This is a genomic window from Thalassotalea eurytherma, from assembly GCF_030161415.1.
Taxonomy (GTDB): Bacteria; Pseudomonadota; Gammaproteobacteria; order Enterobacterales; family Alteromonadaceae; genus Thalassotalea_G; species Thalassotalea_G eurytherma.
Genome location: NZ_BSSU01000003.1, coordinates 162,817 through 187,389, shown reverse-complemented (window position 1 = coordinate 187,389; position 24,573 = coordinate 162,817). Strand labels below are relative to the sequence as shown.

Here is a 24,573-nt window from a genome sequence, read left to right as displayed (position 1 = left end):
TCAGACCTCTTTATTAAGGAATGAGTATGACAAAAAATACATTAACAACCCGCAATGGTGAGCGTATAGCAATTGTTGCTGGTTTACGTACACCATTTGCTAAACAAGCAACAGCTTACCACGGTGTACCCGCGGTAGACTTAGGTAAAATCGTCGTTAACGAATTAATTAAAAAGCATGATTTAGATCCTAAGATCGTAGACCAACTGGTTTTCGGTCAAGTAGTTCAAATGCCAGAAGCGCCAAATATTGCGCGTGAAATAGTATTAGGTACTGGCATGAGTGTTCATACTGATGCTTACAGTGTATCTCGCGCCTGTGCAACGAGCTTTCAATCAACAGTAAATATCGCAGAGTCGATTATGGCGGGTACTGCTGATGTTGGTATCGCTGGTGGTGCCGACTCTTCTTCTGTTGCGCCTATTGGTGTATCGAAAAAACTAGCGCGTACGTTATTAGATTTATCTAAAGCCAAAACCTTTGGTCAAAAATTTGGTTTGATTCGTCAGCTCGGTTTAAAAGACTTATTACCTGTACCTCCAGCAGTTGCTGAATACTCTACCGGCCTTTCAATGGGACAAACTGCTGAGCAAATGGCTAAGAGCCACGGTATTTCTCGCGCTGACCAAGATGCTTTAGCACATCGATCACATACGCTTGCAACAGAAAACTGGGCAAAAGGTAATTTAGATGGTGAAGTGATGACGGCTCACCCAGAGCCTTATAAACAGTTTATCGATAAAGATAACTGTATTCGTGAAAACTCTGTTCTGGAAGGTTACGCAAAACTTCGTCCTGTGTTTGATCGTAAGCATGGTTCAGTAACGGCTGCTAACTCAACACCTTTAACAGATGGTGCAGCAGCTATCTTGTTGATGAGAGAAGGGCGCGCTAAAGAGTTAGGATATCAACCGCTTGGTTATATTAAGAGCTTTGGATTCGCTGCAGTAGATGTATGGGAAGATATGCTAATGGGTCCTAGCTACGCTACGCCGCTAGCATTGAAACGTGCAGGTATGGAATTAAAAGACTTAGACCTTATCGAAATGCATGAAGCATTTGCTGCGCAAGCATTAGCAAATATGAAAATGTTTGGCTCTAAAAAGTTCGCTAACGAAAAGCTCGGACAAGGTAACGCAATTGGTGATATCGATATGACCAAGTTTAACGTTATGGGCGGTTCTTTGGCTTATGGTCACCCATTTGCAGCGACTGGTGCTCGTTTGATTACCCAAACATTGAATGAATTGAATCGCCGTGGTGGCGGTGTTGGTTTAACCACAGCATGTGCTGCAGGTGGTTTAGGTGCGGCTATGATTGTGGAGACAGCATAATGACAGAACAAAAACAAAGTGCGTTTGAGTTAATCAAACAAGAGTCAGGTATTGCTCATCTAGTAATGGATGTAAAAGGCGATACGATGAACACATTAAAAGCTGAGTTTGGTGATGAAATCACGCAAGTATTGGCTGATATTAAAAGCGATACATCGCTCAAAGGTATTGTTTTAGTTAGCGGTAAAGCGGACTCATTTGTTGCTGGCGCTGATGTAAATATGCTTGCAGGTTGCGAATCTAAAGAAGAAGTTTTAGAGATCGCATTGCAAGGCCATGCGATTTTTGATCAGTTAGTGAACCTTCACATTCCTATTGTCGCTGCTGTTCATGGCGCATGTTTAGGCGGCGGACTAGAGCTAGCGTTAGCGTGTCATGGTCGTGTTGCTTCTGATAGCACTAAAACAGTGATGGGCTTGCCTGAAGTGCAGCTAGGTTTATTACCTGGCGGTGGCGGCACTCAGCGCTTACCAAAACTTGTCGGTATTCAAAAAGCATTAGATATGATGCTTACCGGTAAGCAGCTTCGAGCGAAACAAGCATTGAAAGCTGGCATTGTTAATGACGTTGTACCTGAGTCAGTTTTGATTCGTACGGCTGAAGAAATGATAGAAACGGGCAAGGTTAAACCTAAAGCACGTAAAATGTCATTTATGGATAAAGTGTTAGAAGGCAATGCGTTAGGTCGAAAGGTTGTATTTGACCAAGCAAAGAAAACGGTTTTATCAAAAACTAAAGGTAACTATCCTGCGCCATTAAAAATTATTGAATGTATTCGCGCGGGTGTTGAACAATCTCCAGCAAAAGGGTTTCAAGTAGAAGCTAATAACTTTTCTGAGCTTGTTATGACTGCCGAGTCAGAGCAACTTCGCAATATCTTTTTTGCTACAACTGAAATGAAGAAGGAGCAGGGTGTAGAAGGTATTGAACCTGCTAAAATCTCTCAAGCTGGTGTGCTTGGTGGTGGCTTAATGGGTGGTGGTATTGCATTTGTAACTGCAACGAAGGCTAAATTACCTGTTCGTATAAAAGATATTAACCATACCGGTATTAGCAACGCTTTAAAATATAGCTTTGATATTCTGAATAAGAAGGTTAAGCGTCGTTTTATGCGCCACAGCGAAATGCAGCAGCAAATGGCCAGAATTACTGGTACGTTGGATTATTCAGGTTTGAACAATACAGATATTATTGTAGAGGCTGTCTTCGAAGATTTATCGCTCAAGCAAAAAATGGTAGCTGATGTAGAAGAGAACTGTAAAGAATCTACAATTTTTGCAAGTAATACGTCAAGCTTGCCGATTGGGCAAATTGCTGCGAACGCAAAACGACCAGAAAATGTCATTGGTTTACATTATTTTTCACCAGTAGACAAAATGCCGCTGGCGGAAATTATTGCCCATGACACTACAAGCGACGAAACGATTTCAACAACGGTTGCCTTTGCTAAAAAACAAGGTAAAACGCCTATTGTCGTTAAAGACAAGGCGGGCTTCTATGTTAACCGTATTTTAGCGCCTTATATGAACGAAGCGGCCATGTTATTGCTAGCCGGTGAACCTGTTGAAAAGTTAGATAAAGCACTCGTTAAGTTTGGATTCCCTGTAGGGCCAATGCAGTTACTTGATGAAGTAGGTATTGATGTTGGCTCTAAGATAGGTCCTATCTTGCAAGCTGAATTAGGTGAGCGTTTTGCGCCGCCAGCAGCATTTGATAAGTTGATTGCCGATGGCCGATTAGGTAAAAAAGCTAAAAAAGGATTTTATCAATACGGTACTGGTAAGAAAGGTAAGCAAGTTGATGAATCTATCTACGGTTTATTAGGTGTGCAGCCACAAGGTAAATTGAATGAGCTTGATATCGCTAAACGTTGCGTTTACATGATGTTAAATGAAGCAGCTCGTTGTTTAGATGAGAGTATTGTACGTAACGCCAGAGATGGTGACATTGGCGCAATATTTGGTATTGGTTTCCCTCCATTCCTAGGTGGGCCATACCGATATATCGATAGTGTAGGCGCGAGTAATGTGGTAAATCAGTTGAATCAATGGGCAAAAGAACATGGTGAACGATTCAAACCATGTGATGCCTTGGTTAAGATGGCTGATGAAGGTCGTACGTACTACTAATCATGACTTAAAATAGGCGGAAAAATTTTGCCATACGGCAACCGTTGATTGAAAAAGAGGCAAATTTTGCCTCTTTTTTATTGGCTAACTTTTAATCGCATTATGCTTTTGGTATCATGCTTTTACTTTTTGTAGAGTTGTTGCTCTAATTTTATTTTCAAGTAGAAGTTATGTTGTTACTTATTATCTTAATTAGTATGTTAAGTGCCTGCTATTTTTATGTTCAAGCGGTCTGTAGTGGTTTAGGGAAAAAGCGCTGGGCGTTTGCAGGATTACTGTTTGGGCCATTGATGTTACCAATGTTTAACATGCAAAAGCGTATGAAGCTATATCGCCAGTATGGTATGTCTGCGTTATTGTTTAATGCGTAGAATGGGATTGCATTAATTCCTTTTAAAATAGGCGCTAACGTCCGTGTAGCGTATCTAGATTTTGATTTTGGTAGCTAAATGGAGAGTTAGGTCATTTAGCTAGAAGTACTAGCTCCACCAAGTGTTTGCTGATACTTCTTTGATTTCAATGCGTGCAGCGATCGGGTTTTCACTGATCTCTTCAACAAATAAGCTTTTAATAAATTTAATCATAATACTACCTGCTTGATTTTTAATTTAAATTAAATACGAACTTTCGTACGACCGATACGAACCTTAGTTCGGCCAGCTTCTTGGTAATCTTCTTCAATTCTAACTTTTGTGCGACCCGCTTCTACGTAATCGTTAGCAATACGAACTTTAGTTCGACCTGCTTCTAGATAATCGTTAGCTATACGAACTTTAGTTCGACCAACGCGGACCTGCTCATCTGATGCTTGAGTGTCTACTGCTGCTTGTGGAGCTGAATCTGTCACTGGTGAAGTTGCCAACCCTAGTGCTAAAACAATTGAACTGATCATTTTTATTTTTCCCTATTAATTGAAAATCAATTATTAGAAAGCATAAATAGTGCCAAAGTGTTAATGGCTTGTTTTTATTGGGTTACAAGGGTGTGTCAAAAAATATTTATATAAATTTTAGCGTTGCGATTTAAAAAGCCAATTTTATGTCGTCGTATAAAATTGGCTGGTTGTGTACGAGTTACTTTGATAACGCTGAGGAAAACATTTTGAACGTAGTATTTAGGGAGAACCAAGTTAGATACCTGGTCCTCTTTATGGCGTGATAAACTTAGTTGATTTGTCTGTGATACGGTAAGAAACAAGGTAGTTTTGAAAGTCTTTTTCTGACAGTGGTTTACTATAAAGGTAGCCCTGCATTTGCTCACAGCGTAATCCAGCTAAAAAGCTTAACTGAGGCTCTGTTTCCACCCCTTCAGCCACAACATTCATACCTAAGTTATGAGCGATCGTTACAATGGTCGCCACCATATTCCGGCCTTGGTCAGATAACTCAATATCATCAACAAATGCTTTGTCTATTTTAAGTGTATTAAGTGGGAACTTTTTAAGGTAAGCCAAAGATGAGTAGCCTGTACCAAAGTCATCAAGCGATAAATGAATACCCATGGCTCGAATCTGCAGCATGGTATCAATTGCTTCTTGCGGAGAGTCCATAACAGTACCCTCGGTAATCTCTAGCTCTAGGTACTTAGCTTCTAAGCCGGTTTCATCTAATATATCACTGATCATTTTAACTAGGTTTGGCTGTGTAAATTGAACAGCCGATAGGTTTACAGCAATACGACCTTTAAATAGACCAGCCTCAACCCACTTCTTGGTCGCGACGCACGACTTTCTTAAAACTACCTCACCGATATCGATGATCTGACCGGTTTCTTCTGAAACAGGGATAAAAACACCTGGACTAATAATACCTTTAGTTGGCGTTTCAAAGCGCACTAACGCCTCCATACCTGAAATTTTACCCGTGCTGATTTCTATTTTAGGTTGGAAAAATACAGAGAAGAAGTCTTCTTTTAGGCCATGGCGGATTAAGTTTTCTATTTGAAGACGTTTTACTGCTTGTTTGTTCATTGATTCACTGAAGAACTGGTATTTGTTACCGCCTTGATCTTTTGCGTGATACATCGCGGTATCGGCGTTTTTTAGGAGTTCTTGTGGTGAGGCACCATCTTCAGGGAATAACACAATACCAATACTGCTGTATAACACCAATTCTTGGCTTTTTAATTTTAAAGGTTGAGCAATGGTTTTGAGGATATCTTTAGCGATGGTCGTAATCGTGTGAATATCATTTGTATTTTCAATAATTAAACTAAACTCATCACCACCTAAACGATAAACTGAATCTTGTTTGCGGCCTACATTTAACATTCTATCGGCAACTTTACATAAAAGTACGTCGCCAACCTCATGGCCCATAGAGTCATTAATTTTTTTAAAGTTATCTAAATCGAATACCAGTAGCGCATGAGGGATTTTATTGTTAACAAGCTTGGCTTGATTGGCTTGGAAATATGATCTGTTAGGCAAGCCTGTTAGGGTATCTGAGTTTGCTAGCTTTCTCAGTTCCGCTTCAGTTTTCTTGCGTTGAGTAATATCTGAAAATACACCAACAAAGTGTGAGATGTTGTTGTTTTCGTCACGAATCACATCAATGTTTAGATCAGTTAAGTAAAGCTCTTTATCCGCGCGTATACTTTCAATTTCGCCATGCCAACTTCCTTTAGTGATCAGGTGTTTTTTAACATTCTGATTAAAGGTTTCTGAATAGCGAGTGAACTTCATCGACTTACCAAGCATTGATTGGCGATTAATCCCGGTTATCTTTTGATAAGCCTTATTTACGTCGACGGTAATAAATTGACGATCATAGATGATCACCGCATCAGAGATATTCTCAATACATTTTGCAAAAAGTTTTAATCGCTCTTCCGCCGTTTTAATGTGACTGATATCTTTGAGCGTACCCGTCATACGGGTAGGTTCGTTAGACTTGTCTCTTTCTACAATCTTGCCTCGATCGAGAATCCACATCCATTTTTCGTTTTTGCCTTTTACCCGGTAGGTTGCTTCGAAGTGAGTAGAGTCGTCTTCAAAATGCTCGTTTAATGCTTCTCTAACACGCGGTATATCTTGCGGATGAATATTTGTTTGTTCAGTACCTAAATTTCTTCGACCATCTTGCGGGAATTCCAGAATCCCCCAAATATTTGAGCGATAAATTTTTCCTGTGGAAATATTCCAATCCCACATTTCATCACCGCTACCCCATAACGATAGTTTAAGCCTTTCCTCACTCTTCTTGATTTGTAAGTTGTACTGCCTTTTATATCGACCTTGTTGGATAAAGTACGCAACGATAGCCATTATCATAAGTACGTATGCAAAAATTGCAGTGCTTGATAACCACCAAGGCGGTAAAATATTGATTTTAATGGTTTTTGATTTTCTAATTTCTGGATGGTACTTGTCAAAAGCTTGGACTTCAAATGTGTATAAACCAGCACTAAGATTCGTATAAGTCGCTCGCTTGTTATTAGTGTCTGTTTCTATCCAGTTACTGTCTAGCCCTGTTAATCTATATTTGTAACCGAGTTGCCCATTTAAGCTGGCATTAGGAGAAACAAACTCTATCGAAAAAGGAGAGTCAGCGTGGCTTAATGTAAATAAATCTGTTTGACTTAATTGTGACTTAAGAATCGATTTATTGTTTTTTGTCGGTGATATATTTTTATTGAGCACTTTTAAATTAGTTAGAATTGGCTCGTTTATTTCTTTTTTTAGGTTTAGAGCTTTATCTATATCAACTCTGTGGATTCCATCGGTTCCTCCATAATAAAGGAAATTATCATTTGTTAACTCCGCAGATGACAAAATTGGCTCATTTGATTCTAGTTTGAAATCATTATAAAAATTTTGAACTGAGGATGTTTTTGAGTTTACTACAGAAACACCTTTCGTAGTTGTAAGCCATGCATTTTCAGATTGATCAATTTCAATAGAATTTATGGTGTCATTTATAAGACCTAGTTCAGTATTTATAATATTGGCTACTTTCGAACCTCTATTAATTGCTATTAACCCATTTGATTGACTTGTTAACCAAATCCAAGATTTTGAAATTTTTATTGATTCTGAAATTTCAATGTAAGGAGACAACTCTTCTGGGAGATCGAATTTCTTCAATTCAGATATGTTAGGTGTATACTCATAAACACCTTGTTCGGATAGTAACCAAATACTATTTTCATAAATATCAATTGCTACTATATTGTCAATATCGGACAGATTTACCTGAGCAGAAGTATTTAGATCTAACGCGACTAAGCTTTTTTGAGTATTTGTAAACCAGAGTTTATTTTGTTTATCTGTTAAAAAATTAAAATGGGACGTATATAGATCAATATCTATTTTGGACAATAATTTATAAGATAAAGATTGGCTATCAATTTGGTATACTTCATTATCATTTGTAAGAGCAAGTAACGTATTGTTAGTAGATGGAGTCAAATAATTAACATTGTTAGCAAAATGAAAAGGAAGTTGTATCACCCCATCTTCACTTAAAAGTTGTAATCCACGTCCTACAGTAATAAACCATAAGTTACCATCATCGGTTTCGGTAATAGTTTCAACAGTTTCATTAATTGGTACATGTTCAAATAGTTTCGTAGGTGGATTAAAAACATTCAACCCTTTTTTTGTGCCGATGAACACTTTACCTAACTTGGATTGAAATAAGCTATATACCTTATCGCTACTTAAAGAGTAATAGCTATCCTTTGTATTTTGCTTTGAAGTCTCAAAAGAGTATACGTCAAGTAATATAACCCCATCGTGAGTACCTAACCATAACTGATCTTCACTGACAACTTCTATAGCCCTCACTGTTTTGTCTACTTCTAGATTGGCATCAGACTTTGATAGATTCAAATCGATAGCCTTTGCTTGGGTCATTGAGTCGTTTAATCTTATTAGACCTATATCTGTAGCTAGCCAGTAATACTTTTCAAAAAAACGAATATCAAAAAGACTATTGGCCTCAACCGATAAACCGAAGCGATTATTTGACTCATGTAATCCGAAGGTATAAGTTAAGTTTTTATTTGAGACATAGATACCATTGTCAAAAGTACCAAACCAATAGTTTTCTTTTTTATCTTGGTAGATCTTTTTTACTTCTCTTAGCTTGGATTCAAAACCTCGAATTCTAATTCTTTGAAAATTTCCTTCTTCTTGATTGAATTTATGAAGGCCTAAAGATGTTGATACCCATAAACTTCTTGATGAATCTTCAAAAATATCCCAAATAACATCATCAGCTAAAGAGTTTACTTCTCCTTCTTGATGGTAAAAATTAGTAAATTGATCTAACTCTCTATCATACCGACTAAGTCCTGAACTTGTGCCAACCCATAGTGTATTATCTGAGTCGATAAATACTTTTCGTATGAAGTTATCTGCAATAGATTTTGGGTTTGACACAATCGATTTATAGTCTTTAAAACTTTCCCCATCAAACCTATTTAAACCATCTTGAGTTGCTATCCATATGAAGCCTTCTTCATCTTCTGCAATACTGTAAACAAAGCTTTGAGATAAACCGTCTTTCATTGAATAACGGTCAAACTTTAATTCTTGTGAGAAAGGGGATGCAGAAATGGAGGGTGATAAAGACACTAACAACAATAGTTGCAGTAAGAAAAAATAACCCAGCTTGTTCTTGAAAAGAGAAAACAGCACTTATACTACCTAGCTATAAAAAAGAAAACGTCGACATCACACATTTGTTATTGTTTTGTAAATGTTTCAACCATTTAATGTGATGCAGAGACCTAAGTCAATAAAATCGGTCGATATTACGTTATCGGCCAATTAATATTTTATTTTACCTGTTTTTAGCAGTTTATTGCTAACTTCTTGTAAGTCACTACCAACGCTACATTTTATGTTGTTTTCTGCAGCGCCTTCAGTCAAAAGCCTTATATGATCTGGTGAAATCGACAGATTGCTATCATCAAGCAAGTTGGTCGAAATGAATGCTTTTATCTCGTCTAACTCCATTTTACTGACGACATCTATCAGTCGATTCTTGTTGTTGAACTTAACATCTTTACTGGTTATTGACGCCCAAAAACGTTGGCTTTTAATTCGTAAACTCGCGTCTTTTTCTAATAACTGACCGGCAAGGCCTGCTCTTAACGAGTGCCACTCTTGCTCTGTTAATTGATCAACAAGTGCAATACTAGAGGCAACAAATAAACTAATCTCGTTAGAAAGCGTTTTTGCGTCGGTATGAGGTGATTGAATATAAAGTGCGATGCCTGGAAAATAGCCTGTTGGTACATAACCAACACCGACCAAGTAACCAAACTGTTTTTCGGTTCGCATTTGTTCAAAAAAGTGCGGCGACAATAACTGGCTTACCACCATTGCATATGCCATGGTTTGAATAGATTTGTCAGCAAAAGCAAAGTAGATAATCGATGCTTGATCGTGATCTTTAAGTGTAATGAAGTGATTCAAAGTGCCTTCACCACGGGTATCTATTACTGGTACTTCAAGTTGAGCGTTATCATCAATACAGTTAGCAAAACCTGTTTTAATAATATTCGTCATTGTTTGAGCATGGTGTTGTTGCCAATTACCGTGAATAAAAAATTCTAGGTAGATATGTGTAAAAAGCGTTTGATAAAAGGAGATAAACGATTCATAAGTGACGCTATTGAGCACTTCTATATAGTCTTTCGCCCCTAATTTTTGAGGTTGTAACGTACTGCTTAAAGCAGAAAATAGTTGCGATATTGATTTACTATCTTGCGTGTTTTTTATGTACTTGATGAGTTGAAATTTAAAAAGATTAAACTTTTCTTCACAGAACGATTGATTGCGCAAAGAGTTTAATAACTTTTCTAAAAGCAATGGCTGCTTCTCACTGACACCTGATATTTGCAATGTCATCCCACTTTGATGAGGGTATAAGTGGTAATGCATTCCGGCTAATTCGGCATTGTAATGCTCTTCAGTTACGTTATCTGAAAAGAGGTTAATGAACAGTCGTGTCATCGCGATATTGATGTCACTACTTACACACACAGGTATGTCGATATTTAAATAGATGTAACCTTTGGGGATTTCAAAGCTTTGGTCTTGTTTGAACCAAGCGGTAATACCATTACTTTTGTCTATGATCTCAGGCTGTGATTGTATTTTTTCCTTTTCGACAATTTTAGGGGCTTTAACGATATAAGGGTTTTTCTCAGGAAGATGAATATCATCATGAGGTTCAGGAGACTGCCATCTAGTAATTTGTTCATTCGTAATCGGAGTAACCGAGTAGGGCACTTGATACCAGTGGCTTGTTGTATCATAACTTAATTGTTTCGATACATGCATAATACGTAAATTAGTCGGCGTTAAATAAGACATTATCATCTCTAGATATGGCTGATTAATATCTTCCATAATGTAGTCGCCATAAATGTAATGCTCACTAGGGTAGTAATGCATGTTCATCACTAAATGGCTTACCGATTCAATAGGTTTTACGCGTTCTTGAAAGTTAAAGGATAGTGCGGAAATTGCCTTCTTTTCTTCAAAATAGGTTTCATCGATGGGGGCACTTTTTAGTAACTCCATATAACTGAAAAAAGCACCGATGATGTCATCAATATGTGACTCACCTCTTTCCGTTAATGCTATCGATATATTGAAGTCTTTAAAGTTAGAACCATGGATACCTGAACCAGCACTTAGTCTTAAGGCCCAATGTTTTTTCTTTAGGTATGAAAGAAGACTGCCTGGCCCTTCGTGGCCGATAAGATAGGCAATCAATGATTCGGGCTTGTGCTTATAGTAGCTATCTAAACATGGCAGTGAAAAACTAATGATTAGTTGTCTATCATCTTTAACAGGGCAAACATCAATTTTTATTTGCTGATGTGCTAGCTTGTATATTGGTTCACCAATCGCGGGTCTAGGCGTTTCGTTGGAAACAATGGCGCTGAAGTACTTTGTAGCCATTTCTTTCAATGTATCAATTGAAAATGGTCCTTCTAATGCGAGCGTCATATTTTGTGCGAAGTAATGTTGCTGATAAAACGCTACAAGCTCATCACGCACGTTACTATCATCGCGATCGGCTAAGGTATCAATATTACCAACGCTAAATTGCGAAAAAGGGTGAGCTTGATTAATGGTTTCTTTGTGAACGTCGTATAGCCTTCTAATATCATCTTTCAATTTAAGTTTAAATTCAGCATCGATATTTTGACGCTCTTTTTCTATAAACTCTTGCGATAATAAAGGGTTGATAAAAAAGTCACTAAAACGCTCCAGTGCATGTTCAAAACCCTGGTGAAAAATATCGAGGAAATAACACGTATGCTCTGTTGCGGTCCACGCATTGTGGTGGCCACCATTTTTAGAAATAAATTGCTGGTATTCGCTGCCGTCAGGGAAGTGTTTGGTGCCGAGGAATAGCATGTGCTCAAGAAAGTGCGCCATCCCTTGACGTGACTTGGGATCACTAAAATGTCCAACATTTACAGCAAGTGCGGCCGCTGCTTTTTGGCTTTCGGTATTTTCAATCAATAAAACACGTAAACCATTTGCCAAGGTCAATGAATGATAATTTTTATTGTCATTGGGGCTTTTTATCAAGCGACTCTCCAAAGATGTTATCTTCAATAACAGCTAAGCAATTGTTTTACCTATAAAGCTATACTATTTCTAGATTACTTCAAGCACAATAATGTTACTAAATTAATTCAATTGACTAGGGCTGTTGATCTTTATATTGAATTCGTCTAAATAATGTTAAATACATTACTTGTTAAGTGAGTTTTAAGTTTAAAATATTTATCTGACTATACGTTTTTAGTTAAGTTTCTATTACTATAGCCTGACATCCTCGGTTATTTTGAAAAAGCCGTTAATAAGAGAGTAGTATGCAAATTTTTATTATGCGTCATGGCCAAGCTCAAGGGTATGCAAGCTCAGATGAGCAAAGAGCATTGACTGAACATGGGCAAATTGAAGTTGAGAAAATGGCAGCCTATCTGCATTGTCACGAAATTACCTTTGATGTGATTTTTCAAAGCCCTTTTATACGTGCGCTTCAAACAGCAGATATTGTCGCTACTAAACTTGGGCAGAAAGATAAAGTAAAGACATTAACACTGATAACACCTGAAGGTGATGCTAAAGGCGTTCACGATTATATTGATGGATTGTTAGCTGAAAACACGTATGACAATATTTTGCTTGTTTGTCATATGCCTATAGTGAGCTATTTAGTTGAGTCTTTAACTGCTGGGGCGGCATCGCCAATATTTCAAACGGCATCAATCGCGCAAATAGAATATAACCCTGAAACAAGTTTAGGTGAATTACTTACTTTAAATGCGCCAATGGTTTCACATTAAGTATTTTTTAGCTAACGAACAAATTTGTCTTTGAGTTCAATAAGAACGAGGAGAGCGCCATCACCACCAAATTCCAACGGCGCTTGATGGAAAGCCATTACATCAGGGTGCTGTACTAGCCAATGAGGCACTTTATTTTTTAATATGCGTGAGCCAATTCCGTGAACGATGCAAACACATTGCGCATGCTCTTTTTGACAAGCATATAATAAAGCGGCAATTTCTTTTTTCGCAGCGTGTTGGTCTAAGCCATGTAAATCGAGTATTAAGTCAGGATTATAAACACCACGGCGTAAATTCTTAGCCTCAAACGAGTCAACATCTTCACGAACATACTTCATTGGGCCATGTTGGTTTAGGTTAGGCTCAAATTCATCAGAAAAATGAAACTCGGCTATCTGTTTTTTCGTCTTATTTTGCGCGATTTGCGTTTTTGGCTTGCCCGTTTTTTTCGCTGGGTGTATCTTGTCTTGCACCATAGGTTTTATCTTACCTACAGCGTCTTTAAATTGTTGTTTTTCTTGTTCAGATAGAAGGTCTTTGAATTTCATAAGCGCAGTCTAAATCATCTGGCTAAAATAACAAGAAATGAACACCAATAGATTTTAAGCAATATCGATTTTACAAGGGGTTATCGGTGACAGACCAACCAATAGAACAACTTTCGTCAGAACTAACTACAATTAATGATTTTGTGCGCTTTGGCGCAAGTGCTTTTAACCAAGCCGGCTTATACTTTGGTCATGGTACTGATAATGCTTGGGACGAAGCTGTTTTTCTAACGATGTTCACCCTGAACTTGCCAGATAATCTTTTTTCCCAAGTGGTAAGTTGTAAGTTAACGCTACAAGAAAAGAAAGAGTTACTCGCGCTTTATCAGCGTCGCATTAATGAAGAAATTCCAGCTGCATATTTAACAAACCAAGCAAACTTTGCTGGGCTGCCTTTCTATGTTGACGAACGCGTATTAGTGCCCCGTTCACCAATTGGCGAACTTATTCTCAATAAATTTAACGATCAACTTAGCGAAGGTAGCAAACCAAGCCGAATCCTCGATTTATGCACCGGTAGTGGCTGTATTGCCATCGCTTGTGCCTATCAATTTCCTGAAGCGGAAGTAGACGCTGTTGATCTGAGTATTGACGCGTTAAATGTTTGCCAAATCAACATTGAAAGCCATGGGTTGATGGAACAAGTTATTCCAATTCAATCTGATATTTTCTCTGGGGTTGAAGAGCAAGTTTATGATTTAATTGTGACTAATCCACCTTATGTCGATCAAGAAGACGTTGATGCGTTGCCGCAAGAGTTTTTGCATGAACCTGAAATGGGACTTGGCAGCGGCAATGATGGTTTAGATATTACGCGTAAGATACTTGCGCAAGCAGCAAACCATTTGAGTGAACGGGGCGTTCTTATTTGTGAAGTGGGTAATTCTCAAGTTCATGTAGAAGCACAATACCCTGAAGTCGACTTTGATTGGATCACCTTTGAAAAGGGTGGTCATGGTGTTTTCAGGTTAACAAAATCACAGTTAGAACAATATTCAGAAATTTTTAAAGCAAGAGCGTAATTCATGTCAGGCAATACTTTTGGAAAGCTATTTACAGTGACAACCTATGGCGAAAGTCATGGTTTAGGTTTAGGTGCAATTATCGATGGCTGTCCTCCGGGAATTGAGCTTAATGAAAGCGACTTACAACTTGATTTAGATCGTCGTAAACCTGGCACATCACGTTATACAACGGCGCGTCGAGAAGAAGATGAAGTAACGATAATGTCGGGTGTCTTTGAAGGTAGAACAACTGGTACGCCAATTGGATTAGTGATCAAGAATACCGATCAACGCTCTAAAGATTATGGCAATATCGCGACCTCTTTTAGACCTGGCCACGCAGACTATACCTATAGTCAAAAATATGGTTTTCGAGACTATCGTGGCGGTGGACGCTCTTCTGCGCGAGAAACGGCAATGCGCGTCGCTGCAGGTGCGATTGCTAAAAAATACTTAAAGCAAAAGCTTGGTATTGCCATTCATGGTTGTGTTAGCCAAATTGCCGATATCAAAGCAGAACAATTTGATTGGCAATTAGTGGAAAGCAATCCATTTTTCTTCCCCGATGAATCAAAACTTGAGCAATTGGATGAGACTTTACGTGGCATCATTCGTCAAAAAGACTCTATTGGCGCTAAAGTGACAGTCGTTGCTAAGCACGTGCCAGTTGGTTTAGGTGAACCAATATTTGATCGATTAGACGCAGACATCGCACATGCGTTAATGGGCATAAATGCCGTAAAAGGTGTGGAGATAGGCGATGGTTTTGAAGTGGTTAATCAAAAAGGCTCAGAGCATAGAGACGAATTAACACCTGATGGCTTTGCGACAAATCATGCCGGCGGCGTGTTGGGTGGTATCTCTTCTGGGCAAGACATTGTTGCCCATTTAGCATTAAAGCCTACGTCGAGTATCGGTGTGAGTGGCAAAACTATTGATGTCGACGGTAACGAAATGGATATTATCACCAAAGGTCGCCATGATCCTTGTGTTGGCATTCGCGCTGTTCCTATTGCAGAAGCAATGATGGCATTAACACTTATGGATCATTTTTTACGTCATCGTGGCCAAAATGCTGACGTTGTTTGTGATATTCCAAAAATTTAATAACCTAAGTGATATAAAATAAAAAAGGCCCAGAGTAAATGTATTTACTCTGGGCCTTTTGTTGTTAGTTAACCAGTAAGATTATTTTACTTCTTCACCAGCTGCCTGCTTGTCTGCGTGGTAACTTGAGCGAACGAGTGGTCCACAAGCCGCATGTTCAAAACCCATCTTGTCGGCTTCTCGTTTAAACATGTCAAAATCGTCAGGGTGAACATAACGCTCAACAGGTAAGTGATGTTTACTTGGTTGTAGGTATTGACCTATCGTTAACATCGTTACACCGTGAGCACGTAAATCGCGCATCACCTGTAAGATTTCTTCATTAGTTTCGCCTAAACCAACCATAAGACCCGACTTTGTTGGTACATTAGGGTTAGCTTCACCAAACTTTTTCAGTAAATCGAGTGACCATTGATAGTTGGCACCAGGACGCGCTTTCGTATATAAACGAGGTGCCGTCTCTAAGTTATGGTTAAATACATGCGGTGGATGAGCATTTAGTACGTCAAGTGCGCGATCCATTCGGCCACGAAAATCTGGTACTAAAATTTCAACTTTTGTATTCGGTGCATGCTTGTCTATTTCTTTAATACATTCAGCAAATTGACTTGCGCCGCCGTCTCGCAAATCGTCACGGTCTACAGACGTAATAACAACGTATTTTAACGCCATATCTTTTAACGTTAATGCCAGCTTCTCTGGCTCATTTGCATCAGGTGCTAGTGGACGGCCATGGCCAACATCACAAAATGGACAACGACGCGTACAAATATCACCTAAAATCATAAAGGTTGCTGTACCGTGGTTAAAACATTCTGATAGGTTAGGGCAAGACGCTTCTTCACAAACAGAGTGTAAATTATGCTTACGTAATGATTGTTTTATATGGTCAATACGTTCTGAACTGCGCGGCAACTTAATGCGTAACCAATCTGGCTTTCTTAACATTGTTTCGCGCTCAGAAGGCACTACTTTAATAGGAATGTGCGCCATTTTTTCAGCGTCACGTAATTTTGTGCCTGGAGTAATGCGAGAAGATTTAGTGGTCATATGCTAGTTCTAATCCTGATTCATAGCGAACGTCTGTTGCTTTAAATAGTGTAATAAGTTCTTCCGTTAATGCCTTGCCGGCTTCTTCAACCGTTTGAGGCCCTTGAATATTCTTCGTTTGGATCATTTCTAACCCTGCGTAACCACACGGGTTTATGCGTAAAAATGGTTCTAAATCCATATCAATATTTAATGCTAAACCATGAAATGAACAACCTTTTCTGACCCGCAGGCCTAACGATGCGACTTTTTTCTCGTCAACGTAAACGCCTGGTGCGTCTGGCTTTGCGTATGCTTTAATATCGTAGCGTGCTAAACATGCCACGATAGCGTTTTCGATTAGTGTGACGAGTTCTCTCACGCCCATTTTTCGACGACGTAGGTTAATCATGAAGTAAATCACTTGTTGGCCGGGACCATGATAGGTTACTTGACCACCTCTATCTACTTGGACAACTGGAATATCTCCAGGCATCAATAGGTGTTCTTCTTTACCCGCTTGACCTTGAGTAAAAACCGGCGGATGCTCTACTAGCCATAATTCATCTAATACCGTGTCATCACGTTCATCAGTGAATTTTTGCATCGCTTGCCATACACGGGTATATTCCATGTCGGCTAGCTGTCGAATAATTAACGATTCTTGCAAGCTTTAATCTCGCTTTGTTTTGATTGTTAGTATTGTAACCAAATTTAATATCGATATCACCGATATTATCTACATGGTGTTCTATAAAACGTATCTTACTTGTTCAATATCGTTTAACGTTTTATAGATAAGCTCAATATGCTCTTTTGATGTTACGCGAACAGGGATCGATACAGAGTGGTAATTACCTTTTGAACTTGGTTTGATCTTCGTTGTGTAATCTCCAGGTGTATGTTTTTGCAATTCTGCAATGATCAGGTCAGGTAATTCATCACATGCAACACCCATTACCTTAAAATTTAATACGGTAGGGAATTCTAACAGTTCATCAAACTTCGTTTTCATCTTGGTACTCTTAATCAATCAAGCTAAACACGTAAAAATTTTAGCTTGCTAAAAATGGCGATATTTTAACATTATTTGTCATATGGGGCTATGCCAATAGATTTTAAAGTCGTGATGTGATGTTTTTCTCTAAAGGCCGAGGAATGATAGAGGATATGAGCCGCTTTTGTTATGACGTGGTTTGGATCCTAGTTAGATGAAAACCTTCTATTTATATGTGACGTTATTGAATGCTATAAACAAAAAATCCCAGCAAGCTGGGATTTTTACACTAACTAATTTATGCGTAGTTTATTCAATAAACTGCAATTGAATGTAGTCCATCATTTGAGAAATCATGCTACCTTCATTAACTTCTTTTAAAGATACAAGTGGGTATGAAGCAATGTCTTCACCCTCTAATTGCAAAAACACCTTACCAACAACTTGGCCTTTTTCTAGTGGTGCAATTAACTGTTCATTTAATTCAAAGTTAGCTTTTAAGTTTTTACGCTGACCGCGAGGAATTGTAATCGGTGTATCGGTTAAAATACCTAACTCAACTTGTTCTACATCACCCATCCATACACGGTGATCGGCAAATTTATCGCCTGCGTTATATGGTGTGAATGTCTCAAAAAATCTAAAGCCGTAGTTTAATAACTTTTTACTTTCAACTTTACGCGCTCGTTCGCTTTCAGTGCCCATCACAACACTCACTAAACGCATACCACCTTTAGTAGCTGAAGTTACTAAACTATAACCAGCTTGTGATGTGTGGCCTGTTTTAATACCGTCAACATTCATGCTTTTATCCCATAATAAGCTATTACGGTTGTACTGCTTGATGTTGTTGTAGGTATATGATTTTTGCTTATAAAGTACGTATTCGTTTGGCACGTCGCGAATTAAAGCAATAGCTAAAGTTGCCATATCGCGCGGTGTGGTGAAGTGGTCTCGGCTATGCAAACCATGACTGTTTTCAAAATATGACGCGCTCATGCCCAATTGCTCTGCATGTGCGTTCATCAGATCAGCAAAAGCACTTTCACTGCCGGCAATATGTTCAGCCATAGCCACACAAGCATCATTACCAGAAGCAACGATAATACCTTGATTTAAGTCATCTACGGTAACTTCTGTACCTACCTCAATAAACATTTTTGATGAATCAGGGAAGTTTTTCGCCCAAGCATCTTCACTAATTGTCACTTTGTCTGATGGGCTAATATTGCCATCAGCAATTTCTTTACCGATGATATAGCTCGTCATCATCTTAGTTAAACTTGCTGGTGCTAGTTGGCTATCAGCATTGCCTTCTGCAATCACTTTACCTGTTGTGTAATCAAGTAAAATATGACCTTTAGCGTTAATTTGCGGAGGCTCAGGAATAATAGCTGCCTGCGCCATTGTCATCGCTGATAATGTAACCGCGCCTATAAAAGATAAAAGAGGAAATCGAGATTTAGCTGTTTTTCTTGTGGCTAAAGTGTTGGACATGGTTTACCTATATTTCTTGTCGAGAGAGAAGTCAAAATTGCCAATCAGTATATCATTTTTACTAAGCTTGGCTATGGCTTGACCAGCATGAATTGTTTACAAAACCACTTTTTTACTGAATGCTTTTGGGTATCCAGAAGATTTTAACGTGGCTAATATTTCGTTTGCTTCATCAAGGTTAGCTATTGGACCTAATTGAACACGAAAAATTCCATCTTTTTCATTTGCTTGCACAGGTTTTTGATATAAAGATGTTAACGCACTAACTAATGAATTAGCCATGGTTGGGTTTTTCGTCGCAAAAATTTGAATAATGTAAGCATCTGTTAATGATGATGGCGAGTTTGAGCTTGCAACTTGCGTAGATGTTGACGTTGTTGGTTTTGGCACTGGTTGATTAGCTGTTTGTGATTTTTCGATAATATCAACACGCACGTTGGCGGTACCACTTTTCAACATATCTAATTTATAGGCGGCACTGAAGCTTAAGTCGATAACGCGTCCTGGATGAAATGGACCTCTATCATTAACACGCACGACAACCGTCTTTTGATTATCTAAGTTTGTCACTTTAACGTATGAGGGTAACGGTAGGTTTTTATGAGCCGCGCTCATTGCATACATATTATAAATTTCACCATTTGACGTTAAATGGCCATGAAACTTCTCACCGTAATAGGAGGCAATACCGTGCTCAGAAAAATCTTTTGAAGAGCTTAGTACCTTGTAGTGTTTTCCGCGTACCGTGTAATGTTTATTACCGCCACGAGAAGGTGGCTCAAAAGTTGGTGTAGCGTCTTCCAGTTCACTTGCGGTCGGCAAACGAGAAGGTGTAGTGTCATGTTTCTGACTATAACGAGAATTACTTGAACAACCAGCAACTAAGCCAATAAATAGCATGATCAGTATTGTTCTATTTAAAATCATGACGCCCTTAATTATCGACCTTTATTATTGTTATTTTTGCCGACGTGTTTAACCGTTAATTTTTACTAAGCGGTTAGGCAATAAAACGTCGGCGCGTACTAATAGCCATTAGCATGCCAAATCCTGCCATTAATGTCACCATTGAAGTGCCACCATAGCTTATTAAAGGTAAAGGTACGCCAACAACAGGAAGTAGACCTGATACCATACCAATATTAACGAATACATAAACAAAGAACGTGAGCGTAATACTACCGGCTAATAGCTTAGTAAAAGCGTGCTGCGCCTTGATTGCTATCCATAATCCTCGCATGACAATTGCTAAATAAACCAGCAGTAAGGCAAGTACGCCAATAAGGCCAAATTCTTCACTGAAAACAGCAAAAATAAAGTCAGTATGACGCTCTGGTAGAAATTCTAATTGCGACTGAGTGCCCTGTAACCAGCCTTTTCCCCAAATACCGCCTGAGCCAATCGCAATTTTAGATTGAATAATATGGTAGCCGGAACCTAAAGGATCTTGCTCAGGATTGAGAAACGTTAAAACACGCTGCTTTTGGTAGTCTTTCATCAAAAACATCCACATTATCGGTGTGAATGCCGAGGCTAAACCAACGCAAGTACCGATGAGCTTCCAACTTGCCCCGGCAAGAAAAATAACAAAGAGGCCAGAGCTTGCGATCAGTAAAGACGTACCTAAGTCAGGTTGTCTAGCGATAAGTAGTGTCGGAATTAGCACCAGAATAAAGGCGAGGATAATATGGCGAAGTTTTGCTGGTAAATCATATTGGCTGATGTACCAGGCGATCATTATAGGCACAATTAGCTTCATAATTTCTGAAGGTTGAAACTTCATAAAGCCAAGATCTAACCAACGTTGCGCACCTTTACCAACGTGACCAAAAAGTAAAACGCCAACAAGCATTAGGGCGCCAATAATAAATAGCGGTACTGCCCATTTTCGATATATTAGTGGGTTAATCTGCGCTATCGCAAACATAACAACCAAAGAGATGCCTAAACGAGTTACTTGGCGTTTTACCAAATCAATATCTTGACCACCAGCGCTATAAACAATAAATAGACCAAGTGTCATCAATACCAGTAAGCCAAATAATAATGGTAAATCAATGTGGATTTGTTGCCATAAGGTTTGTCGCTTCGCTTGATCATGTCCAATGCTAGGCATTATTGACCTCCCTGCGAAGTTGACTGTGTGTGATGCTTATTATGATGAGGGTGTAATGCAATATCTTCACTTTTAATGAAGCGGTTTCCAAAGTACTGATCCATAATCTGTCGTGCTACAGGTGCCGCGTTAGTTGCACCACCACCTTTGGCTACGTTTTCAATCGCAACAGCGACGACGATTTCCGGTTTTTCGTAAGGCGCAAAAGCAATGAACATCGCGTTATCACGCTTGTTTTCTTGAATTTTTTCCGCTTCGTACTCTTCGTCTGCGCCTAAGCTCGCAACTTGCGCCGAACCGGTTTTACCCGCGGCGTCATAAGTTGTACCTTTAAATGCTGTGTGTGCTGTTGCACCAAGTTTTTGAACGGTGTTGTGCATTGCATCTAGAACATGAAGCCAGTTTCTATCATGTTTCAATGTTATCGGTGGTAGATCACCAACTTGATAGGGCACTTGAACAACTTCTTGATTGGTTGCAAACCCTGCTTTGGATTGGCTCGTCGATTTCAGCAGGTGAGGAGGCTTTATTTCACCTTTGTTTACTAAAATAGAGGTAGCTTGCGCAAGTTGAAGAGGGGTTACTGTCCAAAAACTTTGCCCTATACCTACAGAAACGGTTTCACCGGCATACCAGTTTTGGTTATAACGCGCTCTTTTCCACTCAACACTTGGTAAAATACCATCGGCTTCTTCATGAATGTCGATACCGGTATATTCACCAAAGCCAAATTTAGCCATCATGTCACTAATTTTGGTGATACCAAGCTTATACGCTAAGTCGTAGAAATATACGTTACAAGACTGCTCAATGGCTGTGGTTAAGTTAACCCAACCATGGCCCCAGCGTTTCCAGTCACGGTATTTTTTTTCAACCCCTTCAATTTGATAATGCCCCGGATCCCAAATTCTACTTTCAGGGGTGACAACTTCATGTTCTAAGCCGGTAAGTGCAATAAAAGGTTTAATGGTGGAGGCTGGCGGATAGCCTTGCACCGTTCGATTGATCAGCGGTAAATCTTTAGAGCCCAATAACTTTTTGTAATTTTTTGAGCTGATACCATGAACAAACAAGTTACCGTCGTAACTTGGATTTGAATACATAGCTAAAACGCCACCATCACGGGGATCAATCGCAACAATGGCGCCACGCTTACCTGACAATGCGCGTTTAGCAATCATTTGCAATTCAATATCTAAGGTTAGGGTCAAGTCTTTACCGGGAATAGGTGCGGTAGAGCTCAGTGTTCTGATGATGCGACCTTTATTATTCACTTCTACTTCTTGGTGACCAATGGTGCCGTGAAGTATGTCTTCGTAATATCTCTCTAACCCAAGCTTTCCTATGTTACGAGTTGCTGCGTAATTTTCACTTTTTTCAGCTTCTTCAAGTTTTATCGCATCACGCGAATTGATTCTTGCCACATAGCCTAGTGAATGAGTCGTTAAGTCGGCAAATGGATAATAACGCTTTAGGCGAGCTTCGATGGTTGCGCCGGGATATTTATGCTGATTGACACTAAAAAGTGCAACTTGTTGATCACTTAAACGAGCGTGCAGCTCAACAGGTTTAAATCGACGATTACTACGTAGTTGTTTAAAAAACTTTGCTTTTTGTTCTGGAGATATGTCGAGGAGTAGGGCAAGTTCGTCAACGGTTTTTTCTAATTCTTGAGTTTGCTCGGGAATAATTTCTAAAGAATAAATTGGCTTATTTTCAGCGAGTAACACGCCATTTCTATCGTAAATTAAGCCTCTGTTAGGGGCGACTGGTAAAAGTTTTATTCTGTTTGAGTTTGAGCGCGTTTTGTATTTTTCGTAAGAGTTAACTTCGAGATCATAAACGTTGCTAAAAAGAATGAGCAACATTAAAAAAACGCCAATTAAGGCTATAAAAGCTCTACGTGCAAAAAGGTTTGCTTCAGCACTATGATTTCGAATGGAGACGCGTTTACGACGTGCCATATCACTCCCTGTGATAAGGATGGTTATTATTGACACTCCATGCACGATATAAGCTTTCTGCTAAAAATATACGTACAAGAGGGTGAGGCAATGTTAAGTTTGATAGCGACCATTTTTGTTCAGAAGCTGCAATACATGCTGGCGCTAACCCTTCAGGGCCACCAACGAGTAGGGCAACATCACGACCATCATTTTGCCAGCGGTCTAACTGACGGGCTAATTCTGGTGTATCCCAAGGTTTACCTAGCACTTCTAAGGTAACTATACGTGAACCTTTTGGAATAGCAGCGAGCATTTGCTCACCCTCTTTTTCTAAAATACGCGCGATATCGGCATTTTTACCACGTTTACCTGGTGGTATTTCAACTAAGTGAAATGACATATCTCTTGGAAAGCGTCGGGTATACTCGTTAAATCCTTCGGTTACCCATTTAGGCATTTTATTGCCTACGGCGTAGAGGGTGATGCGCATGAACGGTTATGACCAGAGTTGTTCTAATTGATAACGATCTCTCATTTCATCAGTCATGACATGAACGATAACGTCGCCCAAATCAACTAATGACCATTCGCCTACGTCGTTGCCTTCTGTACCTAATGGCTCAACACCTTGAGCGCGACATTCAATAACAACATGATTGGCGATAGATTTTACGTGGCGATTTGAATTTCCTGAACAAACGATCATGTGTGATGCGAAGCTTGCCTTGTCTTCAATATCTAAAATGGTGATTTCGCGGCCTTTCATGTCGTCAATTTTATCAACAACAAATGCGCTTAGTGCGTCTAATTGCAATGTAACTTTCCCGTAACGATAAAAATAAGGCAGAGTTTACCACTTTTGCTAGTAGCTCGTCACCTTCAACCGCGCTTAATTATTGATACAAGTTGTGAGTTTTTATGTACTGATGTACATCTGGTGGTAACAAATGCTCAACGCTTTCGTTTCTTTGTATCATTTGTCGAATGCGAGAAGATGCCATATCGATAGGTAAATCAGGCATTAAGATAATTTGTCCACTCGGCTGAGGCTCGGCCAATTGTTCAAACGCGTTAAAAGAGATTGTCGATGCCTTTACTTCTTCTTGGACTTGATTGACGTCATAGCCTGGTCGCGTGCTTACCACTAAATTGCAAAGATTCAATATTTCTTGATATTCAAACCAAAGGTGAAAGTTAACTAAGGAATCCATGCCAATGAAAAAGAATAGATCTTGAGTCGGTTTTTGTGCTTTGAGGGCAGTTAATGTTTTTACCGTAAAAGACGTACTCGCTTGTTTAAGTTCAAAGTCTTCAATGTAAAAACGTGAGTGTTGCTTACAAACCGCTTCGAGCATGGCAAGTCGATGAGACAAGTCTATTGTGGGTTGTTTTTTGTGTGGGGGAATATTTGCCGGTAGGAGCGCAACGCTACCTAACGATAGTAAGTTGGCTGCTTGATTGACGGTTTGAATGTGTCCTAAATGAATAGGGTTAAACGTACCACCAAATATACCGAGTCGATTCTTGGATACAGTCATG

General features: G+C 39.2%; 20 protein-coding genes. 6 read left to right on the top strand and 14 right to left on the bottom strand.

What is annotated here, in order from left to right:
- Positions 1–26 precede the first annotated feature (26 nt).
- From fadI to QQK02_RS03600, 3 genes are all read left to right on the top strand, one after another.
- The gene (gene fadI / locus QQK02_RS03610; protein WP_284206578.1) at positions 27–1,334 is read left to right on the top strand and encodes an acetyl-CoA C-acyltransferase FadI; all 1,308 of its coding nucleotides are present in this window, start codon (positions 27–29) and stop codon (positions 1,332–1,334) included.
- On the top strand, positions 1,334–3,463 hold the full coding sequence (gene fadJ / locus QQK02_RS03605) for a fatty acid oxidation complex subunit alpha FadJ (RefSeq protein WP_284206577.1): 2,130 nt from the start codon (positions 1,334–1,336) through the stop codon (positions 3,461–3,463). Before fadI ends, fadJ begins: the two co-directional genes overlap by 1 nt.
- A gap of 170 nt (positions 3,464–3,633) precedes the next feature.
- The gene (locus QQK02_RS03600; protein WP_284206576.1) at positions 3,634–3,834 is read left to right on the top strand and encodes a hypothetical protein; all 201 of its coding nucleotides are present in this window, start codon (positions 3,634–3,636) and stop codon (positions 3,832–3,834) included.
- Positions 3,835–4,076: 242 nt separating this feature from the next.
- Here the strand turns inward: QQK02_RS03600 and QQK02_RS03595 are convergent, their stop codons facing one another.
- The 3 genes from QQK02_RS03595 to QQK02_RS03585 all read right to left on the bottom strand — a co-directional run bounded on the left by QQK02_RS03595 (position 4,077) and on the right by QQK02_RS03585 (position 12,023).
- On the bottom strand, positions 4,077–4,355 hold the full coding sequence (locus tag QQK02_RS03595) for a hypothetical protein (protein WP_284206575.1): 279 nt from the start codon (positions 4,353–4,355) through the stop codon (positions 4,077–4,079).
- Positions 4,356–4,610: 255 nt separating this feature from the next.
- Positions 4,611–9,104: an EAL domain-containing protein gene (locus tag QQK02_RS03590; protein ID WP_284206574.1), complete on the bottom strand. Its 4,494-nt coding sequence runs from the start codon at positions 9,102–9,104 to the stop codon at positions 4,611–4,613.
- 132 nt (positions 9,105–9,236) lie between these two features.
- Positions 9,237–12,023 carry an insulinase family protein gene (locus QQK02_RS03585; RefSeq protein ID WP_284206573.1) on the bottom strand — a complete coding sequence of 929 codons (2,787 nt, stop codon included), beginning with the start codon at positions 12,021–12,023 and terminating at the stop codon, positions 9,237–9,239.
- A gap of 287 nt (positions 12,024–12,310) precedes the next feature.
- Between QQK02_RS03585 and sixA the strand changes: the two genes are divergently transcribed.
- Entirely contained in the window at positions 12,311–12,787 is a 477-nt protein-coding gene (gene sixA, locus QQK02_RS03580) for a phosphohistidine phosphatase SixA (protein ID WP_284206572.1), read from the top strand.
- Positions 12,788–12,798: 11 nt separating this feature from the next.
- Here sixA and smrB read toward each other — a convergent pair whose 3' ends face one another.
- Positions 12,799–13,338 (bottom strand): endonuclease SmrB, encoded by a 540-nt coding sequence (smrB, locus tag QQK02_RS03575; RefSeq protein WP_284206571.1) that lies wholly within the window; start codon positions 13,336–13,338, stop codon positions 12,799–12,801.
- 86 nt (positions 13,339–13,424) lie between these two features.
- On the opposite strand from smrB, the gene prmB reads away from it, so the two are divergent.
- Together prmB and aroC are read left to right on the top strand one after the other, a co-directional pair.
- Complete coding sequence (prmB, locus tag QQK02_RS03570) at positions 13,425–14,360, top strand: 50S ribosomal protein L3 N(5)-glutamine methyltransferase (RefSeq protein ID WP_284206570.1); 936 nt, start codon at positions 13,425–13,427, stop codon at positions 14,358–14,360.
- 3 nt (positions 14,361–14,363) lie between these two features.
- Positions 14,364–15,449: a chorismate synthase gene (gene aroC, locus QQK02_RS03565; protein ID WP_284206569.1), complete on the top strand. Its 1,086-nt coding sequence runs from the start codon at positions 14,364–14,366 to the stop codon at positions 15,447–15,449.
- An 81-nt stretch (positions 15,450–15,530) separates the two neighbouring features.
- Here aroC and lipA read toward each other — a convergent pair whose 3' ends face one another.
- From lipA to nadD, 10 genes are all read right to left on the bottom strand, one after another.
- Positions 15,531–16,499: a lipoyl synthase gene (gene lipA / locus QQK02_RS03560; protein WP_284206568.1), complete on the bottom strand. Its 969-nt coding sequence runs from the start codon at positions 16,497–16,499 to the stop codon at positions 15,531–15,533.
- Positions 16,489–17,112: a lipoyl(octanoyl) transferase LipB gene (lipB, locus tag QQK02_RS03555; RefSeq protein ID WP_407705006.1), complete on the bottom strand. Its 624-nt coding sequence runs from the start codon at positions 17,110–17,112 to the stop codon at positions 16,489–16,491. Before lipB ends, lipA begins: the two co-directional genes overlap by 11 nt.
- Before the next feature lie 117 nt (positions 17,113–17,229).
- On the bottom strand, positions 17,230–17,493 hold the full coding sequence (ybeD, locus tag QQK02_RS03550; protein WP_284206566.1) for a DUF493 family protein YbeD: 264 nt from the start codon (positions 17,491–17,493) through the stop codon (positions 17,230–17,232).
- 291 nt (positions 17,494–17,784) lie between these two features.
- On the bottom strand, positions 17,785–18,888 hold the full coding sequence (locus QQK02_RS03545; protein WP_284206657.1) for a serine hydrolase: 1,104 nt from the start codon (positions 18,886–18,888) through the stop codon (positions 17,785–17,787).
- Between the two features lie 180 nt (positions 18,889–19,068).
- Positions 19,069–19,899 carry a septal ring lytic transglycosylase RlpA family protein gene (locus tag QQK02_RS03540; RefSeq protein ID WP_284206565.1) on the bottom strand — a complete coding sequence of 277 codons (831 nt, stop codon included), beginning with the start codon at positions 19,897–19,899 and terminating at the stop codon, positions 19,069–19,071.
- Between the two features lie 73 nt (positions 19,900–19,972).
- Positions 19,973–21,088, bottom strand: coding sequence for a rod shape-determining protein RodA (gene rodA / locus QQK02_RS03535; RefSeq protein WP_284206564.1), 1,116 nt, complete (start codon positions 21,086–21,088; stop codon positions 19,973–19,975).
- Positions 21,088–23,052, bottom strand: coding sequence for a penicillin-binding protein 2 (mrdA, locus tag QQK02_RS03530; RefSeq protein WP_284206563.1), 1,965 nt, complete (start codon positions 23,050–23,052; stop codon positions 21,088–21,090). Before mrdA ends, rodA begins: the two co-directional genes overlap by 1 nt.
- Position 23,053: 1 nt before the next feature.
- On the bottom strand, positions 23,054–23,524 hold the full coding sequence (gene rlmH / locus QQK02_RS03525; RefSeq protein ID WP_284206562.1) for a 23S rRNA (pseudouridine(1915)-N(3))-methyltransferase RlmH: 471 nt from the start codon (positions 23,522–23,524) through the stop codon (positions 23,054–23,056).
- A gap of 6 nt (positions 23,525–23,530) precedes the next feature.
- Positions 23,531–23,848 (bottom strand): ribosome silencing factor, encoded by a 318-nt coding sequence (rsfS, locus tag QQK02_RS03520; RefSeq protein ID WP_284206561.1) that lies wholly within the window; start codon positions 23,846–23,848, stop codon positions 23,531–23,533.
- 79 nt (positions 23,849–23,927) lie between these two features.
- Positions 23,928–24,572: a nicotinate-nucleotide adenylyltransferase gene (gene nadD, locus QQK02_RS03515; RefSeq protein WP_284206560.1), complete on the bottom strand. Its 645-nt coding sequence runs from the start codon at positions 24,570–24,572 to the stop codon at positions 23,928–23,930.
- Position 24,573 lies beyond the last annotated feature (1 nt).

Bases quoted from the DNA above. Each gene is read 5' to 3' on its own strand.
- fadI (WP_284206578.1), top strand. From the start codon at position 27: ATGACAAAAAATACATTAACAACCCGCAATGGTGAGCGTATAGCAATT.
- fadJ (WP_284206577.1), top strand. From the start codon at position 1,334: ATGACAGAACAAAAACAAAGTGCGTTTGAGTTAATCAAACAAGAGTCA.
- QQK02_RS03600 (WP_284206576.1), top strand. From the start codon at position 3,634: ATGTTGTTACTTATTATCTTAATTAGTATGTTAAGTGCCTGCTATTTT.
- QQK02_RS03595 (WP_284206575.1), bottom strand. From the start codon at position 4,355: ATGATCAGTTCAATTGTTTTAGCACTAGGGTTGGCAACTTCACCAGTG.
- sixA (WP_284206572.1), top strand. From the start codon at position 12,311: ATGCAAATTTTTATTATGCGTCATGGCCAAGCTCAAGGGTATGCAAGC.
- smrB (WP_284206571.1), bottom strand. From the start codon at position 13,338: ATGAAATTCAAAGACCTTCTATCTGAACAAGAAAAACAACAATTTAAA.
- aroC (WP_284206569.1), top strand. From the start codon at position 14,364: ATGTCAGGCAATACTTTTGGAAAGCTATTTACAGTGACAACCTATGGC.
- lipA (WP_284206568.1), bottom strand. From the start codon at position 16,499: ATGACCACTAAATCTTCTCGCATTACTCCAGGCACAAAATTACGTGAC.
- lipB (WP_407705006.1), bottom strand. From the start codon at position 17,112: ATGGAATATACCCGTGTATGGCAAGCGATGCAAAAATTCACTGATGAA.
- ybeD (WP_284206566.1), bottom strand. From the start codon at position 17,493: ATGAAAACGAAGTTTGATGAACTGTTAGAATTCCCTACCGTATTAAAT.
- QQK02_RS03545 (WP_284206657.1), bottom strand. From the start codon at position 18,888: ATGACAATGGCGCAGGCAGCTATTATTCCTGAGCCTCCGCAAATTAAC.
- QQK02_RS03540 (WP_284206565.1), bottom strand. From the start codon at position 19,899: ATGATTTTAAATAGAACAATACTGATCATGCTATTTATTGGCTTAGTT.
- rodA (WP_284206564.1), bottom strand. From the start codon at position 21,088: ATGCCTAGCATTGGACATGATCAAGCGAAGCGACAAACCTTATGGCAA.
- mrdA (WP_284206563.1), bottom strand. From the start codon at position 23,052: ATGGCACGTCGTAAACGCGTCTCCATTCGAAATCATAGTGCTGAAGCA.
- rlmH (WP_284206562.1), bottom strand. From the start codon at position 23,524: ATGCGCATCACCCTCTACGCCGTAGGCAATAAAATGCCTAAATGGGTA.
- nadD (WP_284206560.1), bottom strand. From the start codon at position 24,572: ATGACTGTATCCAAGAATCGACTCGGTATATTTGGTGGTACGTTTAAC.